The sequence below is a fragment of the Streptomyces yatensis genome (assembly GCF_018069625.1).
In the GTDB taxonomy this organism is placed as follows: domain Bacteria; phylum Actinomycetota; class Actinomycetes; order Streptomycetales; family Streptomycetaceae; genus Streptomyces; species Streptomyces yatensis.
On record NZ_CP072941.1, the window covers coordinates 2488013 to 2509134 of the forward strand.

Sequence of the window (21122 nt, forward strand, 5' to 3'; positions counted from 1 at the left end):
GCTCTCGCAACGGCCGGGGAATCATCGATCGTCACACTCGGCGCCACCTCGCGGTAAACGCTCTTAGCGGAGGTGAGATTGAGTTCTCCGCCGCCTCGGCGGATGCCGGGAAACGGACCGTGCCACCCGTTCCACCAGGAGCGGAGAGAAAACCGACCGGTCGGCACCGTGGATTTCCACTTCGGTCCGCCGGGAGAGCGCCGAACGCCGGGGGAAAACGGGTCGCGGCATTCCGGCCGGCGGCGCCGGGGCGTTCGGCCGTCCCGGGGTTTCCGCGGCTCAGCCGGAGGATGTCGCCGTCACACGGGATCGCGGCCGCGCGGTTCACCCGGAGCCGATCCACTCCCGCCGTCCGGCCCGTACGAATAGGATGCGGCGGAAGCAAGGGTGGTTACCCCACGAGCGATACCGCCCTTGTCTCCCATATCCGGGCAGCCGGGCCGTGCGTTTTCGCGATGAGGCCAGGTCGGCTCGGAGAAGCCCGGACCGGGTGGTTCCCATGGACCTCGCCCCTCGGGACCTCCCGCGACTCGCCTCTTTTCTCGTCGACATCACGACGGGACGCGCTTTCCCCGAAAAGCGCCCGCGCCTCGTCGATAACGATCTCTCGCGATGGCTCCCCGCCTCCGGTGCGGGCGCCTTCTTTACCACGTCAGTTCGGTTCGCATTCGATCAGCAGTTCACTCCGCGCGCGTTCCTGACGCGGCATCCCGGGCGAGATCGTCCGCGCGAAATCGAGGAAGGCGGCGGGGTCCCTCGCGGCCCGGAACTCAGCTTCCGCTTACACCTTCGGACCGCGGTGGAAGGGGGGCTCACGACCATGATCATCGCCTTGTGCGCGCCCGCCTCCTTCTCCCCCACGGCCGCGGAGCACACGGCGGCGGGCGACCACCCATAGCGGCGCGCGTCCCAACTCCCCCTCCCCCAAGGCGTTTACGGATTTTTTACCACCCGTACAGCCTTCCGGAAGACGGAAAAGGGCGGGTTCGCCACCAACGGGTGGGTCGGACCGGATCCGGGTGACGGACGGGGCCTACGGGTGGTGGGGGCAGGCGGCGGGTTCGGCGGGGGCGGTCCGCCGGGACGGACGGGGCCCGGCGGTGCTCCGCTCGCGCGGGGTCACCGTGACCATCACGTTCTGCAGCGGCCGCAGCGAGATCACCGGCGAGCCGTACCTCAGCTCGGTCCCCGGGATCCGGCTGATCCGGAAGCGCTGGTTCACCATGGCCACGATGATGCGCAGCTCCAGCAGCGCCATGAAGTTGCCGACGCACTGCCGGGGTCCCGAGCCGAACGGGAGGTACGCCATCCGCGGCCGCTCCTTGATGGCCTGCGGGGTGAACCGGTACGGGTCGAAGGCCAGCGGGTTGTCCCAGTGGCGCGGGTTGTGGTGGGAGACCAGCGGGGACAGCAGCACCGAGGAGCCCGGTTCGACGTCATAGCCGCCGAGGGTGTCCGCGTCCACCGCCGCCCTCGGAAAGATCCAGATGGGCGGGTGCATCCGCAGGCTCTCGTCGACGACCATCTTGGTGTACGTGAGCGACTCGGCGCTCGCCACGTCCGGCAGCCCGCCCCCGAGCACCGTGCCGATCTCGGCGTCCAGCTCCTCCTGGACGCCGGGGTGGCCGGCGATCGACAGCAGCGTCCAGCACAGGGAGACGGCCGTGGTCTCATGGCCGGCCAGATAGACGGTGAGCAGCTCGTCCTTGATCTGCTGATCGGTCCAGGGCTCACCGGTGGCCGGGTCGGTGGCCTGCTCCATCAGCGCGATCAGCGGCCCCTCGCCCGTCTCCGCGTAGCTCCGGCGCACATCGGCCACGATGCGGTCGAAGACCCGGTGGATCCTGAGGATCTTGCGCTGACGGTCCGTCGGGACCCACGAGGGCAGCATCTCGGTGGCGGTGCCGCGCCGGAACATCACCTCCACCACATCGTCCACGATCGTCTTGAGCATGGCCGAGTCCGGCTTGATGTCGTAGGCGAACAGCGAGCGGCTGAGGGTGACCAGGGTCAGCCGCAGCATGTCGGTCATCAGGTCGACCGGCTCACCGGCCGCGGCCTTCGCCTCCCAGGTCTCCAGCATCTCCTCGGTGGCCCGGATGATGTTGGGGATGATGTCGGTGATGGCGTTCTTGAGGAAGACCGGCTGCACCGCCCGCCGGTGGGCGCGCCAGAACTCGCCGTCGGTGGTGAGCAGTCCCTTGCCCATCACCACGCCGAACTGCTCGTAGAGCGGGCCGCGGACGTAGTTGCCGTTGTTCTCCACCAGTACCCGGCGCACCGCCTCGGGTTCGGTCACCTGGTGTACCAGGAAGGGGCCGAGCCGCATCCGGACGATCTCGCCGTGGTCGCGCTGCAGACCGAGCAGGAATTCGGCGGTGTTCCGCTTCCAGGGGCCCAGACTGCCCATCAGCGGGACGCCCTTGGGGCCGGGTGCCAGGCGCGGTGCGGAGGTCGCTGTGGTCATCGGTGGTCTCCTTGCTTTCGCGGCCGCGGCCCGCGGGGCACCGGAAAGAGGCGGCGCACGAAGAGATGGTCGAAAAGGGCGTCGGGCGTAAGGCGCCGCAGGGCGATCGTGCTGTGGGCGAGGAGTCCGACGGGGTAGCGGGCGCGCGGCCGGGAGCCGCGGGCGCCCTTGGCCACCACCTTCGCCACCCGCCGGGCCACGTCGTCGGACTGGATCGCGAAGGTGCCCGCCAGGGTCCGGCGGCTGCCGGTGTAGATCGCCTCGAAGTACTCGGCGCTCTCCCGGCGGAAGGTCTCGTACGTCCGGCTCACCGGCCGCAGATTGGCGACGTAGGTGGCGCCGAAGCGGGTGGTGCGCACCGGTCCCGGCTCGACGAGGACGACCCGCACCCCGAAGTCGGCCACCTCGTTGCGCAGGGAGTCGCTGAGCGCCTCCACGGCGTGCTTGGTGGCGTTGTAGAAGCCCGAGCCGGGGACGGCGTAACGGCCGAAGATGGAGGAGATGTTGACGATGGTGCCGCCGCCGTGGGCGCGCATCGCGGGCAGCACCAGCTGGCTGAGCCGGACCAGTCCGTACACATTGGTCTCGAACTGCTCGCGCACCTCGGCCATGGAGGCTTCCTCGATACAGCCCGACATGGCGTAGCCGGCGCTGTTGACCAGCGCCCCGACCGCGCCGTGCTCCGCCTCGACCTTGGCGACCGCGGTGGCCATCGACTCCTCGTCGGTGACGTCGAGCGCCAGGGTGCGGATGCCGAGCGCGGCGAGCTCATCGAGGGTCTCGGGCCGCCGCGCGGTGGCGTATACGGCATGCCCGGCCCGGTGCAGCCGCAGCGCGCACGCGCGGCCGATACCGGAGGAGCAGCCGGTGATGAGGACCGGGAGGCCGGCCCCGGCGCCCGGGGCCGGCGAGCGGCCGGTCACGCGGGGGGCGCGTCGAACGCCCCGAGCTGGGTGGCGAGGTCGTAGCTGTCCATGGAGAACCAGCTCTCCACGATCTTGCCCTCGTCGTTGAACTCGTCGATGACGATGCCGGGGATCTCCAGCGCGCGGCCCTGCGCCGGGATGATGCCCGCGTAGGGGTCGCCGGTGTGGGTGCCGCGTGCGGTGAACCGGCTGACGACCTTGTTCCCGTCCAGGATCCAGTCGTCCACGGTGACCTGGAGGTCGGGGAAGGAGGCGCGCTGCAGCCGCACCCACTCCTTCAGGTGCTCCACGCCTTCCTTGCCGTTCTCGGCGGTGCCGTGGCTGATGTGATCCTCGGTGGCGCCCTCGTAGATGACGTCCAGATTGCCCTTGTTGAGGCACTGCTCGTAGTAGCGCGCGAGGACGGCCTTGTTCTGTTCGGGAGTGGACATGGGGTTCCCTTTCTCTTCCGTGGTGTTATTCCGTGGTGTTTCCCAGCGGGCCGGAGAGTCCCGAGACGGTCGCCACGGGGTCTCCGGAGTCTGCGTCGGTGATCCGCCAGACGCCGAGCGAGGGATCGCCCTCGATACGGGTGGGTCCGCGCTCGGCGGAGTGCGGTGTGATGCGGCCGAGGACCAGCGGGTCCGCGGTGACCGAGAGGCCGTCGCCCTGGGTGGTGCGGCGCCGCACCACGTTCTCCAGCGCGGCGACCGGCAGGGCCGTCCCGGGTACGAGGGGCGTCGCCCACAGGTCGGCCGGCAGGCAGCGCGGGACCTCGGCCACCAGCCGGCCCGCCGGCTCCACCCCCCATGCGCACAGCGGCACCACGGCGCCGCGCCAGTGCAGGAACGGCGGGCCGGAGCGGAGGGTGGTGGTCTGCCGGACGGTGGGGCTCGGCGGGGCGGGCGGCCGTGGCGCGCCGGTCTCGTGGACGATGCGCAGGCTCGCCTCGGGGCCGTCCGCGGCCCCCTCCCGGCGGTAGCGGACCTCGACGGTCCAGTTGTGCCCCTCGTGGAAGCCGCGGGCCTCGCGGACCAGCCGGATCGCGGGGCCGTCCAGGCGCAGCAGCGACAGCGGCACCACGATCTCCTCCAGGAGACCGGCCGTGAGCGCCGGGAAGTCCTCCGGGACGATCCATTCGGCGGCCCGCACGGCGTTCTCCAGCAGGAGGGAGGGCGGCAGCGCGGGGACGCCGTCGATGCGGAAGTCGCCGAGCGCGGGGGTGTGTTCGGGGTCGAGGACGACGCGTGCCGTCATCCGGGCGTGCGGCTGGTAGGCGGTCACCTCACCGAGGTGAAAGATCTTCGGATAGGCGGTGGCGAAACCGGGCAGCGCGGGCACCACCGGATAGCCGATGGCCTGTCCGGGGTCGATGGCCTGGCCGAGTGGCCCGACGAAGGTGACCTCGCCCTCGGAGGCCCCCAGCAGTTCGGCCCGCCAGCGCTCCAGCCCGTCCGCCACGTCGATCGCGGCCATGTAGCGCAGGGTGGCGGCGAAGTTGGCGATCAGTCCGATGCGGTCCCAGGTGGGCCAGGCGAGGGTCATCACGGGGAACGCGGCCCGGCGGGCGGCCCACTGGCCGAGCCGGGCCAGCCCGTCGTTGGCCGCGGCGTATTCGAGCTGGCCGACCATGCCGCCGAGGCGTCCGGTGAGGGAGCCGACGCTGCAGAAGAACTTCAGGTCGCGGTCGCGCACCTCCTCGAAGACGTTGAGGAAGCCCTCGATCTTGACCTCGACGGTGCGCAGGATCTCCTCGTCGGTCTTCTTCGGCAGCCGGGCGGAGGTGTCCACTCCGGCGTTGTGCACCACTCCGGCGAGCCTGCCGCCCTCCAGCGCGTCCTCGCGCCGGACGAGCTCGCGCACCTGGGCGCGGTCGGTGAAGTCGCAGCGCGCGTACTCGATGCGCAGCCCCTCCCGCCGGGCGCGGGTCAGATGGGTGGCGAGCTCCCACAGCCGGCGGGTGCGGGCGAGCCGGGCCCGGGTCCGCGCGGGCGACTCGCCCTTCGTACGGCTCGCCCAGACCTCCTTCTCGTACCGCTTCCACCCGGCCTCGTCCACACCGAACCAGGGCTCGTCCCCGCTCGGGAACGGCTCCCGGCCGGTGACCACGACCCGTACGCCGTGCCGGGCGGCCAGCGAGCGGGCCAGCTCCCAGCCGATGCCCCGGCCGCCGCCGGAGATCAGCACGGTGTCCTCGGGGCCGAGGGTGAGGGCGGGCGGGGCCACGGGCCGGTCCTCGGGGGTGAGGGTGAACCGGCGGCCGTCCCGGTGGCCGACCTCGATCTCGCCGGTACGGCCGAGCTCGGCGGCGACGATGCCGGGCAGGTCGGCGGAGGCGGCCAGGTCGATGTCGACGACGCGGGCGTTCACATTGGGGAACTCCCGGTGCAGGGTCTTGGCGAGCCCCGCCCAGATGCCGCCCAGGGGCTGCTCCAGACCGTCCCGCGGATGCTGGCCCATCCCGCCGCCGAGATAGCTGACGGCGAGATAGAACAGCCGGTCCGCGGCGGTCTCCGCCGCCCAGTCGTCGTACACGCCGCGCAGCGCGGTCACGGTCTCGGTCAGCGCCTCCCGCCAGGCCCCGGCGAAGGCGGCGGGGTCCGGGTCGTGGGTCCGGCCCACGGTGAGGTCGACGATGGCGTCCACGGGGCCGGGGCCGTCCGGCTCCCGGCGCACCAGCGCGCCGTGTTCCTTCAGTTCGCGCTCCACCCCGGCGGCGATGTCCTCCTCGCCGCCTGTCAAGAGCACCCGTATCCCGGCGAGCCGGGGGTGCGGCCCGGCGAGGGGTGGCAGCTCGGTGAGCCGCCACACCATCCGGGTCACCGGCTGGACCGGCCCGCCGTCCTCGGCCACGGTCATGTCCGGTCCTCCCCCGCCGCTGCCTCTTCGAGCGGGACGGCCTCGCCGGTCTCGGCGTCGATGTAGCCGATGAGGGTGGCCCGCATGTCCTTCATCTGCAGGAGCATCCGGCCGTCGGGCCGCACCGCGACGAAGCGGTTGCTGATGGCGTCGGCCGTCAGATCGAAGCCGGGCGGGGTGACGAACAGGTCGACGGCCTCGCCGGAGGCGGCCAGATCGTGGTCGCTGATCTCCTCGTACAGATCGATCCGGCGGATCGACAGCGGCGCCGCCACCGGCACCAGATGCCCGTCGACCAGATCCAGCACCCCCACCCGGGCCAGCCCGTCGAGCAGGATGGACGGCACGGTGAACCGGGACCACACCGGGTCGCCGGCCGGGATGTCGGGGGCGTAGCGGGCGCGCTTGCCGCGGGGGTGGATCCGGGTGTCGGTGGTGGAGACGAACGGGCCGGTCAGCCGCACCGGGGAGCCGGGCTGGTGGTACGGATCGGGGACCGGGGTCTCCTCCCCCGCCGGCCACTCCTCCCAGCGCGGCGCGGTGGGCGCCTCGGTGTCCAGCAGCACCCGGGCCAGGAAGTGCACCCGGTCCTTGACCAGGACCACACCGCTGGGCGCCACCACGTCCTCGGTGATCCGCACCTGGACGACGGTCACCTCGCCGGGGCTGTCGACCAGCTCGGCGCGGATGCGCCGCGGTCCGGCCGGGAGGTCGCGGTAGACCCGCAGGAAGTGCTCGAAGCGCAGATCCTCGAAGGCGATCACCCGCTTGCCGGGGACCAGGGCGCGGGCGGCCTCGGCGGCCAGTTCGGTGACGAACGTGCCGGGCAGCGTGGCCTCGCCGCGCACCGTGTGGTGTTCCAGATAGCCGTCGGTCTCCAGGTCGAAGGCGCACTCGTAGACCACCGACCGCTCATCGGACTCCAGCAGCCGGCGCAGGAAGAACCCCGGCCGCTCCGCCTCGCCCGTGGTCGCCAGATAGCCCGGGTAGAAGCGCTCCACGGTGGCGCGCTCGGCCTCGCCGAGGTGGACGACGGAGGGGCGCCGCACGGGGGCGTGCAGCTCCTGGACGAAGTGGTGGATGCCCTCGGCGATGGCCATGTTGCTGTACGACCCGGCGCGTTCGTAGTACGCCTTGGTCAGCTCGTTGGCGCCCATGCCGACGCCTTCCCACAGCGTCCAGCCGATGGTGAACTCGTCCGTCCGCCCATCGGTGGCCCGGGTGTGGGTCGCGGCGGCGGCCAGGAAGTCGTTGGCCGCGGCGTAGTCGGCCTCCCCGAGCTGCCCGAAGTAGCCCAGCAGCGAGCCGAAGTTGCACCACAGCCGGGGCGGCGCGGTGCGCAGGGCGCGCTTGAGGTGGAGGTAGGAGTCCAGCTTCAGATCGCGGATGGCGGTGAACTCGGCGAAGCTCTTGTCCTTGATCAGCCCCGAGCGCTGCAGCCCGGCGGCGTTGACCAGCAGGTCGATCCGCCCCTGCTCGGCCAGGACGTGGCCGATCGCGCCGTCCACCGCGTCGCCGTCGCGCATGTCGCAGGCGAGGTAGGTGACCCGGCCGGGACCGCTGTGGGCGGCCATCTCGTCCAGGTTCCGGCGCGCCGAACGGGCGTTGACCATGCGGTCGAAGGCGCGGTTGATGTCGGCGACGGTGCGGCCGTCGCGCCGGGCGATCTCCGTCTTGATGTAGCCGGCGCGGCGGGCGGCGAACTCCTCGTCGGTGCCCTCATAGGTCTCCGGCGGCCAGTCGTCCAGGGAGTTGCTGCCGAGGACGTAGATCCGGGGCCGGAAGTGCTCGGCGACCGCCTTGACCACCTCGGCGGTGATGCCCCGGGCGCCTCCGGCGACCACCACCACGGAGTCCCGGCCGAGGGCGGCCGGCGCCCCCTCGTCCGGGGCGGCCGGCTCGTCGGAGAGCAGATGGCCCTTCCGCACGCCGTCGATGTCGAACACCGCGGGGAAGACCCGCTCGTTCGCGCTCTCCTCCTCGGCCCGGGCGATGGCCTCGGTGAGGTCGGTGGCGGAGGTGCAGAGCGTGAAGGCGAGGCAGGCGTCGCGCTCCAGGGCCGCGGTCTTCCACAGCCCGGTGAAGAGCCCGGTGTAGGGATGCGGGGTGCCGCCGGGCGTGGCGCCCAGCAGCAGCGCCACGGCCGATGAGCCGGGGTCGCCGAGGTCGTCGTAGAGGTGCTGGAGGGTCAGATAGGCGGCGTCGTGCAGGGCGGTGAGGGCGGGCGCGGGGCCGTCCGTGGCCGCCCGGCCGAGGTCACCCACCACCCTGAGGTGGGTGACCCCGGGGCCCGCACCGGACAGCGCCCGGCGGACCGACTCCTCGGTGACCTCGGGCAGATGCTGCCAGCCGGGGCGCGGGGCCCCGAGCGGCGCCGTGGACAGGACGGTGAGGTCCGCCTCCGGCGGCACGGCACCGGCGAGCAGTTCGGGCGCGTCGGTGAGCACCACCGCGCCCGCGGGGAGGAACGGGGTGCGCTCGCGCACGGTGCGCGCGGGCAGCTCGGTCAGGACGGGCACCTGGCGGCGGACCCGTACGGGCGTGCCGTCCGCGAGCCGCCCGTCGGTGGCGAACGCGGCGGGCAGCGCGGCCGGGACCGCCTCGGCGGGCCCGGCGTCCTCACCGGTCCCCGGGATGGTCAGCCGGAGCCGGGCCCCGGCGGCGCCCTCGCTCTCGTCGGTGGCGATCTCCACGCTCCCCGAGGGCCGGTGCAGCGCCTTGAGGACGGCGAGACCACCGGCCGCGCCCAGATAGCGGGCGTGCTCGGGGGCGGGCGCGCCGCACAGCAGGATCTCGTCCGGGGCGGCCTCGCCGCGCCCCGCCTCGACGGCACCGAGCGGCTCGTCCACGTACGCCAGCACCTCGAGCCCCGCGGCGCGGGCCCGCTCCTCGGTGGTCAGGGCGAACAGGAAGGCGCCCTCGGCGAGTTCCTGGGCCTCCGGCGGCAGCAGCTCGCCGATCAGCGTCCGGTACTCCGGGAGGCTGTTGCCGTTGATCCCGCCCGCGAGCGCGAAGTCGAGCTCCCCGGTGCGCAGATAGCGGCCCGCGGAGGTGATGGAGGAGACGGCGGAGGCGAAGCCGGAGTCCATCGTCATGTTGGGGCCGTTGAGGTCGAAGTAGTTCGCCACCCGGGCCGAGATGATGTTGGGCATCTGACCGGGGAAGGAGTCCTCGTTGGATTCCGGGATCATGTCGCGTACGCGGTCGCCGAGCCGCTCCAGCACATCCGGCAGGGCATCGGAGCCCAGCTCGCCGAGGGCCTCGGCGATGTCGTCGAGATAGCAGCGGTTGGCGTAGAGCATCGCGGCGCGGGTCGGGCCCATATGGCCCACGAACACGCCGGTCTTCAGCGCCCGCTCCTGCCAGAAGTCCGGCATCTGGTCGCGGAGTTGATGGGCGCACTCCACGATCATCAGCTGGCAGCGGTCCAGGGCCCGGATGGTCTTGGGAGGCAGCCGGACCTTGTTGAACGGCGGCGCCGGGTACTCCTCGCCGAAGCTGTCCCGGGGGCGCGGACCGCCGCCCAGCCAGCGGGTGACGTCCTCGCGGCCCGCCAGCCCCGGCAGATGGGCCGACCAGCCGACGATCGCCACCCGGCTGCCGGGGTCGGGGACCTTGGTGACGGTCGCCGGGGCCCGGTCGGTGGCGGTGGCGTTCGCGGCGGCGGGGCGCGGCCGGTGCTCGGAGACGATCAGATGGGCGTTGGTGCCGCCGAAGCCGAACCCGGACACCGCGGCCAGCCGCGGGCCCTCCGGCTTCCCCGGCCACTCCTTGTGCTCGGGGGTGATCTCCAGACCGGTTTCGTCGAGCCGGAAGTCCTCGCGGGGCCGGGAGAAGCGGAACTGACCGGGGATGGTGTGCTCGGCCAGGCCCAGCAGGTTCTCGATGAGCGAGACCACGCCCGCCGCCCAGCCGGTGTGGCCGATCAGGGACTTGTTGGAGGTGACCTGGGCCGGTCCGGCGGTACCGTAGTACTCCCGCAGCGTGGTGAACTCGGCGAGGTCACCGGCCGGGGTGCCGGTGGCGTGGGCGTTGACCCAGCTCACCGCGGGGCCCTCGACCTCGCCCGCCTCCAGGGCGCGCCGGACCGCCAGGCTCTGGCCCGCGGCGTTGGGCGCGTAGATGGCCTTGCCCTTGCCGTCGGAGGACGAGCCGAACGCCCGGAGCACCCCGAGCACCTCGTCCCCGTCGGCCCGCGCCCGGCTCAGCCGCTTGAGGACGACCAGCGCGGCGCCGTCGGCGAAGATCACCCCGTCGGCGTCCTCGTCGAGCGCGTGCACCTCACCGCGCTTGGAGAGCCCCTGCAGCTTGGAGAAGAGCACGGTGCCGCGCGGCGCGAGCGCGAAGGCGCCACCGCAGACCGCGATGTCCTGCTTGCCCATGAGCAGGCCCTTGGCGGCGATGTCGATCGCGTACAGGGAGGAGGAGCAGGCGGTGTCCACCATGTGCAGCTCGGTGGAGGGCGGCAGCAGTCCGCGCATCGCCAGCTCGCCGACGCGGTGCGGCAGAAAGCGCGAGCGGTCCTGGCCGGCCCGCCAGTAGCGGCGGGCCAGGGCCGCCTCGATGTCGCCGCCGAGGGTGGTGCGCTCGCCGTCCTCCAGCGGCAGGTCCCGGAGGATGTCCTGGGTCATCCGGGTGACGCTGTCCAGCACCCCGGCCTCTTCGAGGTGCTGGCTGCCGTCGGGGGTGTAGCCGACGACGAAGGAGCAGCGGTCGGTGTCCTGGTGGCGCACCCCGTCCAGGGCCTGGACCAGGCTGTGGCGCAGCCACATGGTGGTCAGCTCGTGGTCGTCCGCGCCGTCGGCCATGCTGTCGACCGAGCCGGGGGCGGCCTCGAAGTCGGTGATGAAGACGCAGCGGTCGGCGTACGCCTTGTCCTCGGCGGCGGTGTCGACGGCGTGGAAGTTCTCATGCCGCCAGCGGTCCCGGGGGATCTTGACGAACAGCTCGTCACCGGTCGTACGGAGCTTCCAGAACTCCTCGGGGCTGTTCGCCCCGGCGACCGCCAGGCCCATGCCGACGACGGCGATCGCGTCGTCGGGGACATCGGGGGGCAGATCGGGGCCGGTCGCGTCCACGGGCTCGGTGACGGCGACCTCGGTGACGGCGGGCTCGGTGACGGCGGGCTCGGTGACGGCGGCCGGGGCGGCCTGGGGGCGTGCGGGCTCCGGCTCCGGTGCGGCCTCTTCCCGTACGGGAGCGGCGGCGGGCGGGGACAGGAGGGCGGCGCCCAGCGTCAGTCCCCCGTCCGCGAGCACCACCTGTCCGGTGATCCACCGCGAGGCGTCGGAGGCCAGGAAGGCGACGACGTCGGCGAACTCCTCGGCGGTGCCCAGCCGTCCGAAGGGCGTCGCCCTGGCGATCACCTCCTGCATCTCCCGGGCCCGGGGGAACTTGTCCGCGACATCGCTTTCGAGCATGGCGGCCGAGGCGGTGTTCACCCGGATGCCGAGCGGGGCGAACTCCACGGCGAGATAGCGGGTCGCCGCCTCGGCGGCCGCCTTGGCGGGGGCGCAGGCCGAGTAGTTGGCCATCACCATCTGCGAGCCGCCGAGCGCCGAGACGGTGACGATCGACCCGCCGCCGGTGCGCGCCATCAGCGGGGCCGCGCCGCGGGCGCAGCGCAGTCCCCCCTTGTAGTTGGTGTCGATGGCCTTGGCGATGTCCTCGTCGGTCACCTCGGCCAGGGGCAGCAGGGCCCCGTTGGCGGCGCTGTTGACCAGGATGTCCAGCCGCCCGTGGCGCTCCTCGATCTCGGCGAACATCCGGTCGACCTGCTCCTGCCGGGCCACCGAGGCCCGTGCGAGCTGGACCCGGGCGCCGGTTGCCACCAGTTCGTCCCTGGTGCGCTTGGCCTGGTCGTGCGAGTGGAAATAGTTGAGGACGATGTCGGCGCCGCGGGCCGCGAGGGTCTGGGCGATCGCCTTTCCCACGCCCTTGGAACCTCCGGTGACCAGGGCCACCTTCCCCGTGAGGTCATTCATGGAACGACTGACTCCTTCTGCGACGAGGGGGTGGGCGCTTCAGCCCGTGGCGGAGGCGGGCGCATGGGCCCCCTGGTCGTTCATCTGCTGCAGCACAAAGTCGGTGATCTTGCCCATGGTGTTGTAGGTGGCCAGCCGGAAGCCGGACTCGCGCGGCGGCAGCCCGTAACGACTGGAGACCCTGGACAGGAGTTCGACCTGCTTGACGGAGTCGACTCCCAGCTCGGCCTCCAGCTGCACCTCGTCCTCGAAGACGTCCTCGGGGTATTCGAGCGCCTCGGCGTAGAGGGTCCGCAGCTCGTCGAAGAGCCGCTCGCGGTCGTACTCCTCCGGCCGCGGCCCGGACGCGGACGAGGCGGACGACGCGGACGAGGCCGCCGGGGCGGGCTCGGGAGCGGCCTGGTCGGCGGGCTCGGGCTCTGCGGTGTGCTCGGGCTCGGGGCGCCCGGCCTCGGCGGACTTGCGGAAGGCGTCCAGTTCGGTGCGGACCAGCTCCAGCACCATGTGGCCGCGCTCGCTCCAGTACGCCGCGAAGACGTCGGAGGGCACCGAGGGGGCCAGCAGCTCGGCGAGCCCGCCGCGCTCGGGCGCGGCCAGACCGGCCTCGCGCAGCGCCTCGAGGGTTCCGTCGAGCGCGAGCCGTCCGCCGGTCAGGGCCAGCGTGGGCAGCGACCGCACCTCGGAGCCGGCGGTCACCTTGGCGACCAGCTTGGAGAGCGCGGCGCGTCCGCCCGCCTCCACGAACACCTCGGCGCCGCTCTCCCGCAGATGCCGTACGGCCGCGGCGAACCGCACCGGCCGGGTGAAGTGCTCGGCCAGCAGATCGGCGAGCACATCGCCCGGCTCGTAGTAGCGCTGCAGGATCGGCGAGTAGACCGGGCGGTTCAGCGGGTGCTGGTCCAGCTTCCGTACGTAGGCGGCGAACTCGGGGGCGGCGGGGGCGAGCGCCGGGGTGTGGAAGGGGAAGGGGGTGTCGATCTCGATGGCGCCGACGTCCAGCTGTCCGGCGATCGCCACGACCCGGTCCAGGATTCCGGCGGGGCCGCTGACCACGGTCTGCTCGTCGTGGTTCTCGGTGGCGACGGCCAGCAGCGGCTCGTCCACCAGCTCCAGCAGCTTGCGGGTGCGCTCGGCGCTCGCGGCCAGGGCCACCATGCGGCCGTCGACACCGCCCTGCCGCTCGATCACGGCGACGCGCTGGGCGACGATCCGGACCCCGTCCTCGACCGAGAAGGCCCCGGCCGCCACCAGGGCGGTGATCTCGCCGAGGCTGTGCCCGGCCAGGACGTCGGGGGTGGCGCCCTGGGCGGCGAGGATCTCGTAGGCGGCAAGGCCGGCGCCGTAGATGGCGACCTGGGAGGCCCAGGGGTCGTTGTCGAGCAGGTCGCGCAGATCGGCCTTGCGCTCGCCGAAGAGCACCTCGGAGATGCGGCGGCCGTAGAGCTCCTCGGTCACGGCGTCGAGCCGCTCGAAGACCCGGCCGATCTGGGGATGGAGCTCCTCGGCCCGGCGGAGCGCGTCGCCGTCGAAGCCGCCTTGTCCGGGGAAGAGAAAGGCCGTCGTGACGCCTGTGGACGGATTGCTGGACATGCCGATGCCTCCATGAGTGAGGTGGTGACGGTGCGTGAGGTGCGCCACCCGCGCGGGTGGCGCGGCGCTGTGGGCGGCCGATGGCCGTGTTGTGAGGTCGCGGCCGCGCCGTGTGGGCGTGCCGCGGGAGAGCCGGGCTAGGCGGCGCCGGCGGCCGGGGAGTCGAGCAGGAAGGTGCCCATGCTCCCCAGGTTGGCGGCGATCAGCCGGTCGGCGAGCCGGGTCGCCGGGGGCAGATGCCGGGGGGCGCCGCGGACGAGCCAGCGCACCATCCGGATCTTCCAGCCCGGCTCCGGTCCCGGCGGGATGTGGTCGAAGAGGGCGTGGATATTGGCCGGGGAGTAGAACTCGGAGGGCGGGACGATCGTGGCGAACATCCCGACCATGCCGCTGCCGTGGTGCGGGCTGCGTGCCATCGCCCGGATGAACTCCAGCTCCTCGCGGTTGTAGTCGCCGATCGCGGCGTGGTCGCGGGTGTACCGGAAGTGGCCGCCCACCAGGGCGTCCCGGCGCCGGGCGTAGTCGGCGAGCGCGGCGGCGAGGTCACGGTCGCCGGACAGGGCGGGCTCCACGGCCTCCACGAGCAGTTCGGCACCGCGCAGCGAGTCGGTGATACCGGCGGCGGTGATGGGGTCGCGGGTGTAGCCCGCGTCGCCGACGAGGGCCCAGCCGGGGCCGTGGCAGTGGCGCAGGAAGTTGGGGACCGCGCCGGTCATCCACTTGTCGACGCGCCGGGTCTCCCGCAGCCGCGCCGCGAACTCGGGGTCGACGTCCTCGAAGGCGGAGACGACCGTGGTGTCCCGCTCCCCGTCGCCGGAGGCCTTGAAGTCCTTGACCGGCAGGGCCAGTCCGACGATGGTCAGCCCGTCGTGGGTGGGCCAGGTGAAGGCGTGCTGGTGGCGGTGGCGGTAGGTGCGCACCCTGCCGTCGTGCGGCAGATCGGCCCAGTACGACCAGTGGCTCTTGTTGAGCACCGGATGGGAGTCGTACTTCTCGGCCCCCACCAGCCTGGCGACGGTGGAGTTGGAGCCGTCGGCGCCCACCACCAGCCGGGCGTGCTCGACCAGGGGCGTGCGGTCCTCGGTCTCGGCCCGGACGCCGATGACGGTGCCCTGGCCGTCCGTCAGCAGTTCGCGCAGGGCGACCCGCTCCCGCAGCTCCGCCCCGGCCTTGACGGCGGCCTCGAGCAGGATCTCGTCCAGCTTGGCGCGCTCCGGGGAGTACGCCTCGGCCACGCCCTCGACGGCGGGCAGCTTGGCCATCAGCTGGACGGGTCCGCTCTGCAGACCGTAGGAGTGGATGGGCGGGCAGCCGGTGGCCGCCACCTCGTCCAGCAGTCCCCAGCGCTTCAGCCGGAGAATTCCCGGGGGGTGGACCAGATTTGTGGCGGCCCCCTTGCCGCCGGGGAATGTGGCCCGGTCCAGGAGAAGGACCCGGTATCCCGCTCTTGCCAGGAGCATCGCCGTCGATGCCCCGCTGATGCGCGCTCCTACCACAATGACGTCGTACATAGCGACCCCCATACCCAGCGGTCACCCGGGGCCCGGGAACCGGTGGATCATCTTTTTCGCTCTGTCTTCGCTCTGCCGAATTTAGTTGCGCGACCGACTCGGGAGGTTTCCCTGGTGTGAATCCTCGGCGGCTCCCGAAGAAATCACCTTCGTTTCGCCGGGTACGGTGCGGCCGCGCGGTGCCGTGAGAATGGCCAGACAGCCGAGGGCGGCGATTCCGGCGCCGATCCAGGCGGCGGGCCGCAGCCCGTCCACGAATTCCTGGGGCGAGCCGTATCCGCCCAGTGTGGTGAATACGGAGGTGAGCACCGCGACGCCGAGTGCGCCGCCGAGCTCCCGGAACGTGTTGTTGGCGCCCGAGGCGATTCCCTGGTCGCGGGGCGCGACGATGCTCATCGCCATTTCCGCGACGGGCGAGAAGAACAGCCCGAGGCCGATTCCGCCGAGCACCAGACCGGGCACCTGATCGGCATAGGCGGTGTCCGCGCTCACCACGGACGCCAGCCAGCCCAGCCCCGCGGCCTCGAACAGCAGGCCCGCGGCGACCACCAGACGGTTGCCGAGCCGGGCGGTCAGCAGCGCCGCCAGCGGCGCGACGACGACCGGCATCGCCGTCCAGGGAAGCATCTTCACGCCCGCCTCCAGCGGCGAGAAGCCCTGGATGTTCTGCATGAACTGGGTGAGCAGGAAGACCAGTCCGAACATGGCCGCGAACATCAGCAGACTGGCCGCGTTGACCGCGCTGAACGCGCGGTTGCGGAACAGCCGCATCGGCAGCATGGGTTCGGCGGTGCGCAGCTCCCAGCCGACGAACAGCGCGAGGACCACCAGGCCGCCGGCCAGGAAGCCGATCACCCGGCCGCTGGACCAGCCGTGCTCGGTGGTGGACACCAGCGCGTAGACCACGCCGAACACCCCGAGGCTGACCAGCACGGTGCCCACCGGGTCGAGCGAGGTGTCCGGGCGGGTGGACTCGGCCAGCTTCCAGAGGCCGAGCACCAGCACCAGCACGCCGATCGGCACATTGACCCAGAAGATCCACTCCCAGGAGATCTTCTCCACCACGGCCCCGCCGATCAGCGGGCCGAGCGCGACCGCGAGCCCGCTGAGGGCGCCCCAGACGCCCAGCGCGAGACCGCGCCGGCGCTCGGGGACGGCGACGGTCAGCAGCGTCAGCGTCAGCGGCATCACCACGGCCGCCCCGAGACCCTGTACGGCACGGGCGGCGATCAGGGCGTCCGCGCTGCCGGACAGCGCCGCGGCGGCGGAGGCCCCGGTGAAGACGACGAGGCCGGCCAGGAACACCCGGCGGCGCCCGAACCGGTCCCCGGCGGCCGCACCGGCCATCAGGAAGACCGAGAAGGTGAGGGTGTAGCCGTTCACCGTCCACTCCAGGTCCTGGAGGCTGGTGCCCAGGTCCTTCTGGATGGCGGGCAGCGCGGTGATCACGACGAGGTTGTCCAAGGCGGCCATGAAGACGGTGAGTCCGGACACCACCAGCGTCCACACGGGGTTCATTCCGCTCGGGCCGGAACGGTCAGCCATGAATACCTTTCCTAGGACGGCGCGTTTGCTGTGCGACAGATTGGTTCACGTCGATATCCGGCCGACGGATAAACGGACAGACAGCGGCAACGCTAACCGGCCACGATCCTCCCGGGAACTGTACTTTGGTACAGGTGCCGGTAGCTGAGGGCGACGAGGCCGGCCTGTAGTCGCGATTCCACCTGCAGTTTCGCGAGTATTGAGGCCACATGCGCCTTCACCGTGCGCCCGGTCACCTGCAGCCGCAGCGCGATACGGCGGTTGGACCAGCCGGCGCCGAGCAGCGCAAACGCCTGGGCCTCCCTGGCCGATAACAACGGCACACGCTCCAGCTCCCGCGACCAGTTGGGCACGGGAATATCGGGCACGACGGCAAGACCGCCCCTGTCGGACACGGTGACATTTCCCCCTAGTGTGCGGCGCGTCGAGCCGCCGCTCATGCAAGAATCAGACTTGATTGCCCTCTTGATTATTGCGGCCGCACGCCCGTACGAGTCAAGGATTTCCGACCCTTTCTCGCCTCGCGAGAAAGAGCTGGTGAAGCGTGGGGAATGCGCTTCACGTTTACTCCTGTTACCTTAAATTTACTTCATTCTCGGATCATTTCCATCCGGGACGGCGGGTTGCCCGCGCCCCAGATCGGCCAGCGCCGCCGCCGTCTGCTCCACCGCCCCGATGACGGTCACCGGACACCGCGTCATGACCTGTTTGGGCTTCATCACCAGCACCGAGCCCATCACCAGCCCGTCCCAAGTGACCGGCGCCGCACACTCGTTCCACCCCGCCGCGCACTCCTCGCGGCCCAGCGCGTAGCCCCGCGCCCTGATCCGGTCCAGCGAGGCGAGCAGCCGCACATCGTCCCGGAAGGCCCCGGGGCCGGCCTCGTCGGGCACCGGCCGGTCCAGCACCTCCGACTGGATGGTCTCGGGCAGATACGCCAGGATCGCCCGCCCCGCCGCGCCCACCCGCAGCGAATGCTCGACGGTCTGCACCGCGCGCGGCGTCATCCCCAGCTCCGTCAGGTCGGAGTCGCCCACGGCCATATCGGCGCACTGCCGGTGGGCGCCCCCGAAGGGCGCCAGCAGATAGAGGAAGGCCAGCCCCCCGGTGGCCCGGCGCAGCGCCTCCAGCAGGGCGTGGGCGGCGTCCGGCGCGGGCGAGTGGGCCAGCGCCTTGAGACCGAGCTGCGGGGCCGCCGAGCCCAGCCGGTACAGCCCCCGGCCCTCGCGGACGAAGATGCCCTGGTGCACCCCGGACTGCAGGATGCGGTAGACGGTCGAATCGTCCAGCTCCGCCGCCCTGGCCAGCGCGCCGGGCCCATGGGCCCGTCCGCCGAGCTGGGTGAAGGCCCGCTGCACGCGGAACACCCTCTCGGCATGGCTGCTTCCGCCCACGGCCCCGTTCTTGGCCACCCCGTCAGCCCCCCGTACAGATTCCCCCGTTGCCCTGCCCAACGTGCCATGCGTCCACACCCATTCCCGAACCGGGGCAGGTGGTCCGCTTGTGGACAACAAGGCCCCGCCGGGTTGCCCGGCGGGGCCTGATGCTTTATGGAGTGACTGTTCCCGGAGCGGCTACTTGCCGGTCTCCTTCTCGTACGCCTTGATGACCTCGTCGGTCGGGCCGTCCATCAGCAGCTCGCCCTTCTCCAGCCACAGCACCCGGTCGCAGGTGTCCCGGATCGACTTGTTGTTGTGGCTGACGAGGAAGACCGTGCCGGCCTCCTGGCGGAGCTCGCGGATACGGGCCTCGGAGCGCCTCTGGAACTTCCGGTCGCCGGTGGCCAGCGCCTCGTCGATCATGAGCACATCGTGGTCCTTGGCCGCGGCGATGGAGAAGCGCAGCCGGGCCGCCATACCGGAGGAGTACGTGCGCATCGGCAGGGTGATGAAGTCACCCTTCTCGTTGATGCCCGAGAAGTCCACGATGTCCTGGTAGCGCTCCCGGACCTGCTCACGCGACATACCCATGGCCAGACCGCCGAGTATGACGTTCCGCTCACCGGTGAGGTCGTTCATCAGCGCCGCGTTCACACCGAGCAGCGACGGCTGGCCATCGGTGTAGACGCTGCCGCGCTCGGTGGGCAGCAGCCCCGCGACGGCCTTGAGCAGGGTCGACTTACCGGAGCCGTTGGATCCGATCAGCCCGATCGACTCGCCCTTGTACGCCACGAAGGTGACCCCGCGCACGGCGTGCACCTCGCGCATACCGGGAGAGCCCTTGCGGCGCAGGATGCGGCTCAGGGCGGCGGTGGCGCTGCCCTTCCCCTTGGGGCCGCCATTGACGCGGTAGACGATATGCACGTCGTCGGCGACGACGGTGGGCACACGGGCCTCAGCGGGCGCCGCGCGCTCGACGGTTTCGAGTGTCTGTTCAGCCACGGCCGTACTGCTCCTCCGCCTTCCAGAAATATACGAAGCCCGCCGAGCCGGCCAGGACCGCCCAGCCGAGCGCGAAGGCCCAGACGTGATCCGGCAGGTTCGACGCGGAGTACCCGTCGATCAGTGCGTACCGGATGAGGTCCATATAGACGGCCGCCGGGTTCCACTGAAGGACGTCGGTGACCCACCCGGGCACGTCCTTCTCCGCCAGCATGTGCGGAATGCTGAACATCACCCCGGACGCGTACATCCACGTCCGCAGCACGAACGGCATCAGCTGCGCGAGGTCGGGCGTCTTGGCGCCCATCCGGGCGACGATGAGCGAGAGGCCGGTGTTGAACACGAACTGGAGCGCCAGCGCCGGGATCACCAGCAGCCACGACAGACCGGGGTAGCTGCCGAAGCCGACCATGATGACGACCAGCACGATCATCGAGAACAGCAGCTGCTGGAGCTGCTGGAGCGAGAACGAGATCGGCAGCGAGGCGCGCGGGAAGTGCAGGGCCCTGACCAGGCCGAGGTTGCCCGAGATGGACCTCACACCGGCGAGGACCGAGTTCTGCGTGAAGGTGAAGACGAAGACACCCGTCACGAGGAACGGAATGAACACCTCATGCGGCATGCCGCGGCTGGTGCTCAGCAGCAACCCGAAGATGAGGTAGTACACCAGCGCGTTGAGGAGCGGCGTCGCCACCTGCCACAGCTGGCCCAGCTTGGCCTGGCTGTACTGCGCGGTGAGCTTGGCCTGCGAAAAGGCCAGGATGAAGTGACGCCGGCCCCACATCTGGCGGATGTATTCGCCGAGGCCCACCCGGGCGCCGCTGACCGACAGCCCGTACTTCGTCGCCAGCTCGGACGGGGACAGGCCGTCATCGGCCGATGGCGGGGCACTCACGGCTACCGCACCGTCGTGCGTAGTCTCGCTCACAGTTGACACTTTCGTCTTCAGGGTGCGCTGAGCGGGGCCGCGCCCCGGGTCGCGCCCGATGCTCTTCGATACGAGCTTGTCAGATGACAGGAGGTCGGCCCAGTCGGGTCAGGCGCCATACCGTACGCCACTTCATGGGTCGGCGGGGACCACACGGTGTCTTCCAGCCCTCCCTGAAGCCCCCGAACCAGGCCCGAAGTGCGGTTTTCGACGGACGCCTGGCCAGTGTGAGCAGCAGCCAGACGCCCAGATAGACGGGCACGAGCAGCGCAGGAAGGTTACGCCGGGCCAGCCAGACCCGGTTGCGGGCCACCATCCGGTGGTAGACCGCGTGCCTGCTCGGTGCGGTGGTCGGATGGTGCAGCACCATGTCCGACCGGTAATCGATCATCCAGCCGGCGTCCAGCGCCCGCCAGGCCAGATCGGTCTCCTCATGCGCGTAGAAGAAGTCGTCCGGCAACCCTCCGACCTGCTGGAACACCGTGGTACGGACCGCGTTGGCACCGCCCAGGAAGGTAGTCACCCGGGAGGAGCGCAGCGGGTCGGAGGCACGCAGACGGGGCACATGGCGACGCTGGGTGACGCCGGTCTCGGGGTCGGCGATGCGGAACGAGATGATGCCCAGCTCCGGATCGTCGGCGAACGCCCGGCGGCACAGCTCGGCCGTGTCGGTGCCGGGCAGCAACCCGTCGTCATCGAGGAAGAGCAGTACGTCGACGTCCGAGCCGCCGGGCCCGAACGCCTCGATGCCGACGTTGCGGCCCGCCGGGATGCCCACGTTCTCGGGCAGCTCGATGGTCCGGACGCCCTCGGGGAGCGCGGGCAGCGGCGAGCCGTTGCCCACGACGACCACCTCGACCGGGTCGCCGTCCTGCTTGGCGACCGAGTCGAGGAGTTCGCGCAGCTCCTCGGGGCGATTGCCCATCGTGAGGACGACCGCTCCGACCTTCAT

The 21122-nt window shown here is 71.5% G+C and carries 14 protein-coding genes; 1 reads left to right on the plus strand and 13 read right to left on the minus strand.

Annotated elements, in window-relative coordinates:
* Window positions 1–499 precede the first annotated feature (499 nt).
* Window positions 500–898, plus strand: coding sequence for a hypothetical protein (locus J8403_RS09950; RefSeq protein ID WP_211122852.1), 399 nt, complete (start codon window positions 500–502; stop codon window positions 896–898).
* Between the two features lie 135 nt (window positions 899–1033).
* Here the strand turns inward: J8403_RS09950 and J8403_RS09955 are convergent, their stop codons facing one another.
* The 13 genes from J8403_RS09955 to J8403_RS10015 all read right to left on the minus strand — a co-directional run bounded on the left by J8403_RS09955 (window position 1034) and on the right by J8403_RS10015 (window position 21122).
* Complete coding sequence (locus J8403_RS09955) at window positions 1034–2467, minus strand: cytochrome P450 (RefSeq protein ID WP_211122853.1); 1434 nt, start codon at window positions 2465–2467, stop codon at window positions 1034–1036.
* Window positions 2464–3390 carry an SDR family NAD(P)-dependent oxidoreductase gene (locus J8403_RS09960; RefSeq protein WP_211122854.1) on the minus strand — a complete coding sequence of 309 codons (927 nt, stop codon included), beginning with the start codon at window positions 3388–3390 and terminating at the stop codon, window positions 2464–2466. The genes J8403_RS09955 and J8403_RS09960 overlap by 4 nt, the downstream gene beginning before the upstream one ends.
* Entirely contained in the window at window positions 3387–3824 is a 438-nt protein-coding gene (locus J8403_RS09965; protein WP_211122855.1) for an ester cyclase, read from the minus strand. The genes J8403_RS09960 and J8403_RS09965 overlap by 4 nt, the downstream gene beginning before the upstream one ends.
* A 25-nt stretch (window positions 3825–3849) precedes the next feature.
* Window positions 3850–6231, minus strand: coding sequence for an SDR family NAD(P)-dependent oxidoreductase (locus tag J8403_RS09970; protein WP_211122856.1), 2382 nt, complete (start codon window positions 6229–6231; stop codon window positions 3850–3852).
* On the minus strand, window positions 6228–12215 hold the full coding sequence (locus J8403_RS09975; protein WP_211122857.1) for an SDR family oxidoreductase: 5988 nt from the start codon (window positions 12213–12215) through the stop codon (window positions 6228–6230). The genes J8403_RS09970 and J8403_RS09975 overlap by 4 nt, the downstream gene beginning before the upstream one ends.
* Before the next feature lie 39 nt (window positions 12216–12254).
* On the minus strand, window positions 12255–13805 hold the full coding sequence (locus J8403_RS09980; protein ID WP_211122858.1) for an acyltransferase domain-containing protein: 1551 nt from the start codon (window positions 13803–13805) through the stop codon (window positions 12255–12257).
* A 137-nt stretch (window positions 13806–13942) separates the two neighbouring features.
* On the minus strand, window positions 13943–15328 hold the full coding sequence (locus tag J8403_RS09985; RefSeq protein ID WP_343245278.1) for an NAD(P)/FAD-dependent oxidoreductase: 1386 nt from the start codon (window positions 15326–15328) through the stop codon (window positions 13943–13945).
* 69 nt (window positions 15329–15397) lie between these two features.
* Window positions 15398–16861, minus strand: a complete 1464-nt coding sequence (locus tag J8403_RS09990) for an MFS transporter (RefSeq protein WP_211122860.1) — start codon at window positions 16859–16861, stop codon at window positions 15398–15400.
* Window positions 16862–16953: 92 nt separating this feature from the next.
* Entirely contained in the window at window positions 16954–17301 is a 348-nt protein-coding gene (locus J8403_RS09995; protein ID WP_211122861.1) for a response regulator transcription factor, read from the minus strand.
* Window positions 17302–17445: 144 nt separating this feature from the next.
* Window positions 17446–18219 carry an IclR family transcriptional regulator gene (locus J8403_RS10000; protein WP_246585777.1) on the minus strand — a complete coding sequence of 258 codons (774 nt, stop codon included), beginning with the start codon at window positions 18217–18219 and terminating at the stop codon, window positions 17446–17448.
* Window positions 18220–18435: 216 nt separating this feature from the next.
* Complete coding sequence (locus J8403_RS10005) at window positions 18436–19242, minus strand: ABC transporter ATP-binding protein (protein WP_211122863.1); 807 nt, start codon at window positions 19240–19242, stop codon at window positions 18436–18438.
* Entirely contained in the window at window positions 19235–20170 is a 936-nt protein-coding gene (locus J8403_RS10010; protein ID WP_211122864.1) for an ABC transporter permease, read from the minus strand. The genes J8403_RS10005 and J8403_RS10010 overlap by 8 nt, the downstream gene beginning before the upstream one ends.
* Window positions 20171–20249: 79 nt before the next feature.
* Window positions 20250–21122 carry a glycosyltransferase family 2 protein gene (locus J8403_RS10015; protein WP_211122865.1) on the minus strand — a complete coding sequence of 291 codons (873 nt, stop codon included), beginning with the start codon at window positions 21120–21122 and terminating at the stop codon, window positions 20250–20252.

Excerpts from the sequence above, each read along its gene's own strand:
- J8403_RS09980 (WP_211122858.1), bottom strand. The coding sequence starts at position 13,805 with ATGTCCAGCAATCCGTCCACAGGCGTCACGACGGCCTTTCTCTTCCCC.
- J8403_RS09975 (WP_211122857.1), bottom strand. The coding sequence starts at position 12,215 with ATGAATGACCTCACGGGGAAGGTGGCCCTGGTCACCGGAGGTTCCAAG.
- J8403_RS09985 (WP_343245278.1), bottom strand. The coding sequence starts at position 15,328 with ATGGGGGTCGCTATGTACGACGTCATTGTGGTAGGAGCGCGCATCAGC.
- J8403_RS09990 (WP_211122860.1), bottom strand. The coding sequence starts at position 16,861 with ATGGCTGACCGTTCCGGCCCGAGCGGAATGAACCCCGTGTGGACGCTG.
- J8403_RS09995 (WP_211122861.1), bottom strand. The coding sequence starts at position 17,301 with ATGAGCGGCGGCTCGACGCGCCGCACACTAGGGGGAAATGTCACCGTG.
- J8403_RS09950 (WP_211122852.1), top strand. The coding sequence starts at position 500 with ATGGACCTCGCCCCTCGGGACCTCCCGCGACTCGCCTCTTTTCTCGTC.
- J8403_RS09970 (WP_211122856.1), bottom strand. The coding sequence starts at position 6,231 with ATGACCGTGGCCGAGGACGGCGGGCCGGTCCAGCCGGTGACCCGGATG.
- J8403_RS10015 (WP_211122865.1), bottom strand. The coding sequence starts at position 21,122 with ATGAAGGTCGGAGCGGTCGTCCTCACGATGGGCAATCGCCCCGAGGAG.
- J8403_RS09965 (WP_211122855.1), bottom strand. The coding sequence starts at position 3,824 with ATGTCCACTCCCGAACAGAACAAGGCCGTCCTCGCGCGCTACTACGAG.
- J8403_RS09955 (WP_211122853.1), bottom strand. The coding sequence starts at position 2,467 with ATGACCACAGCGACCTCCGCACCGCGCCTGGCACCCGGCCCCAAGGGC.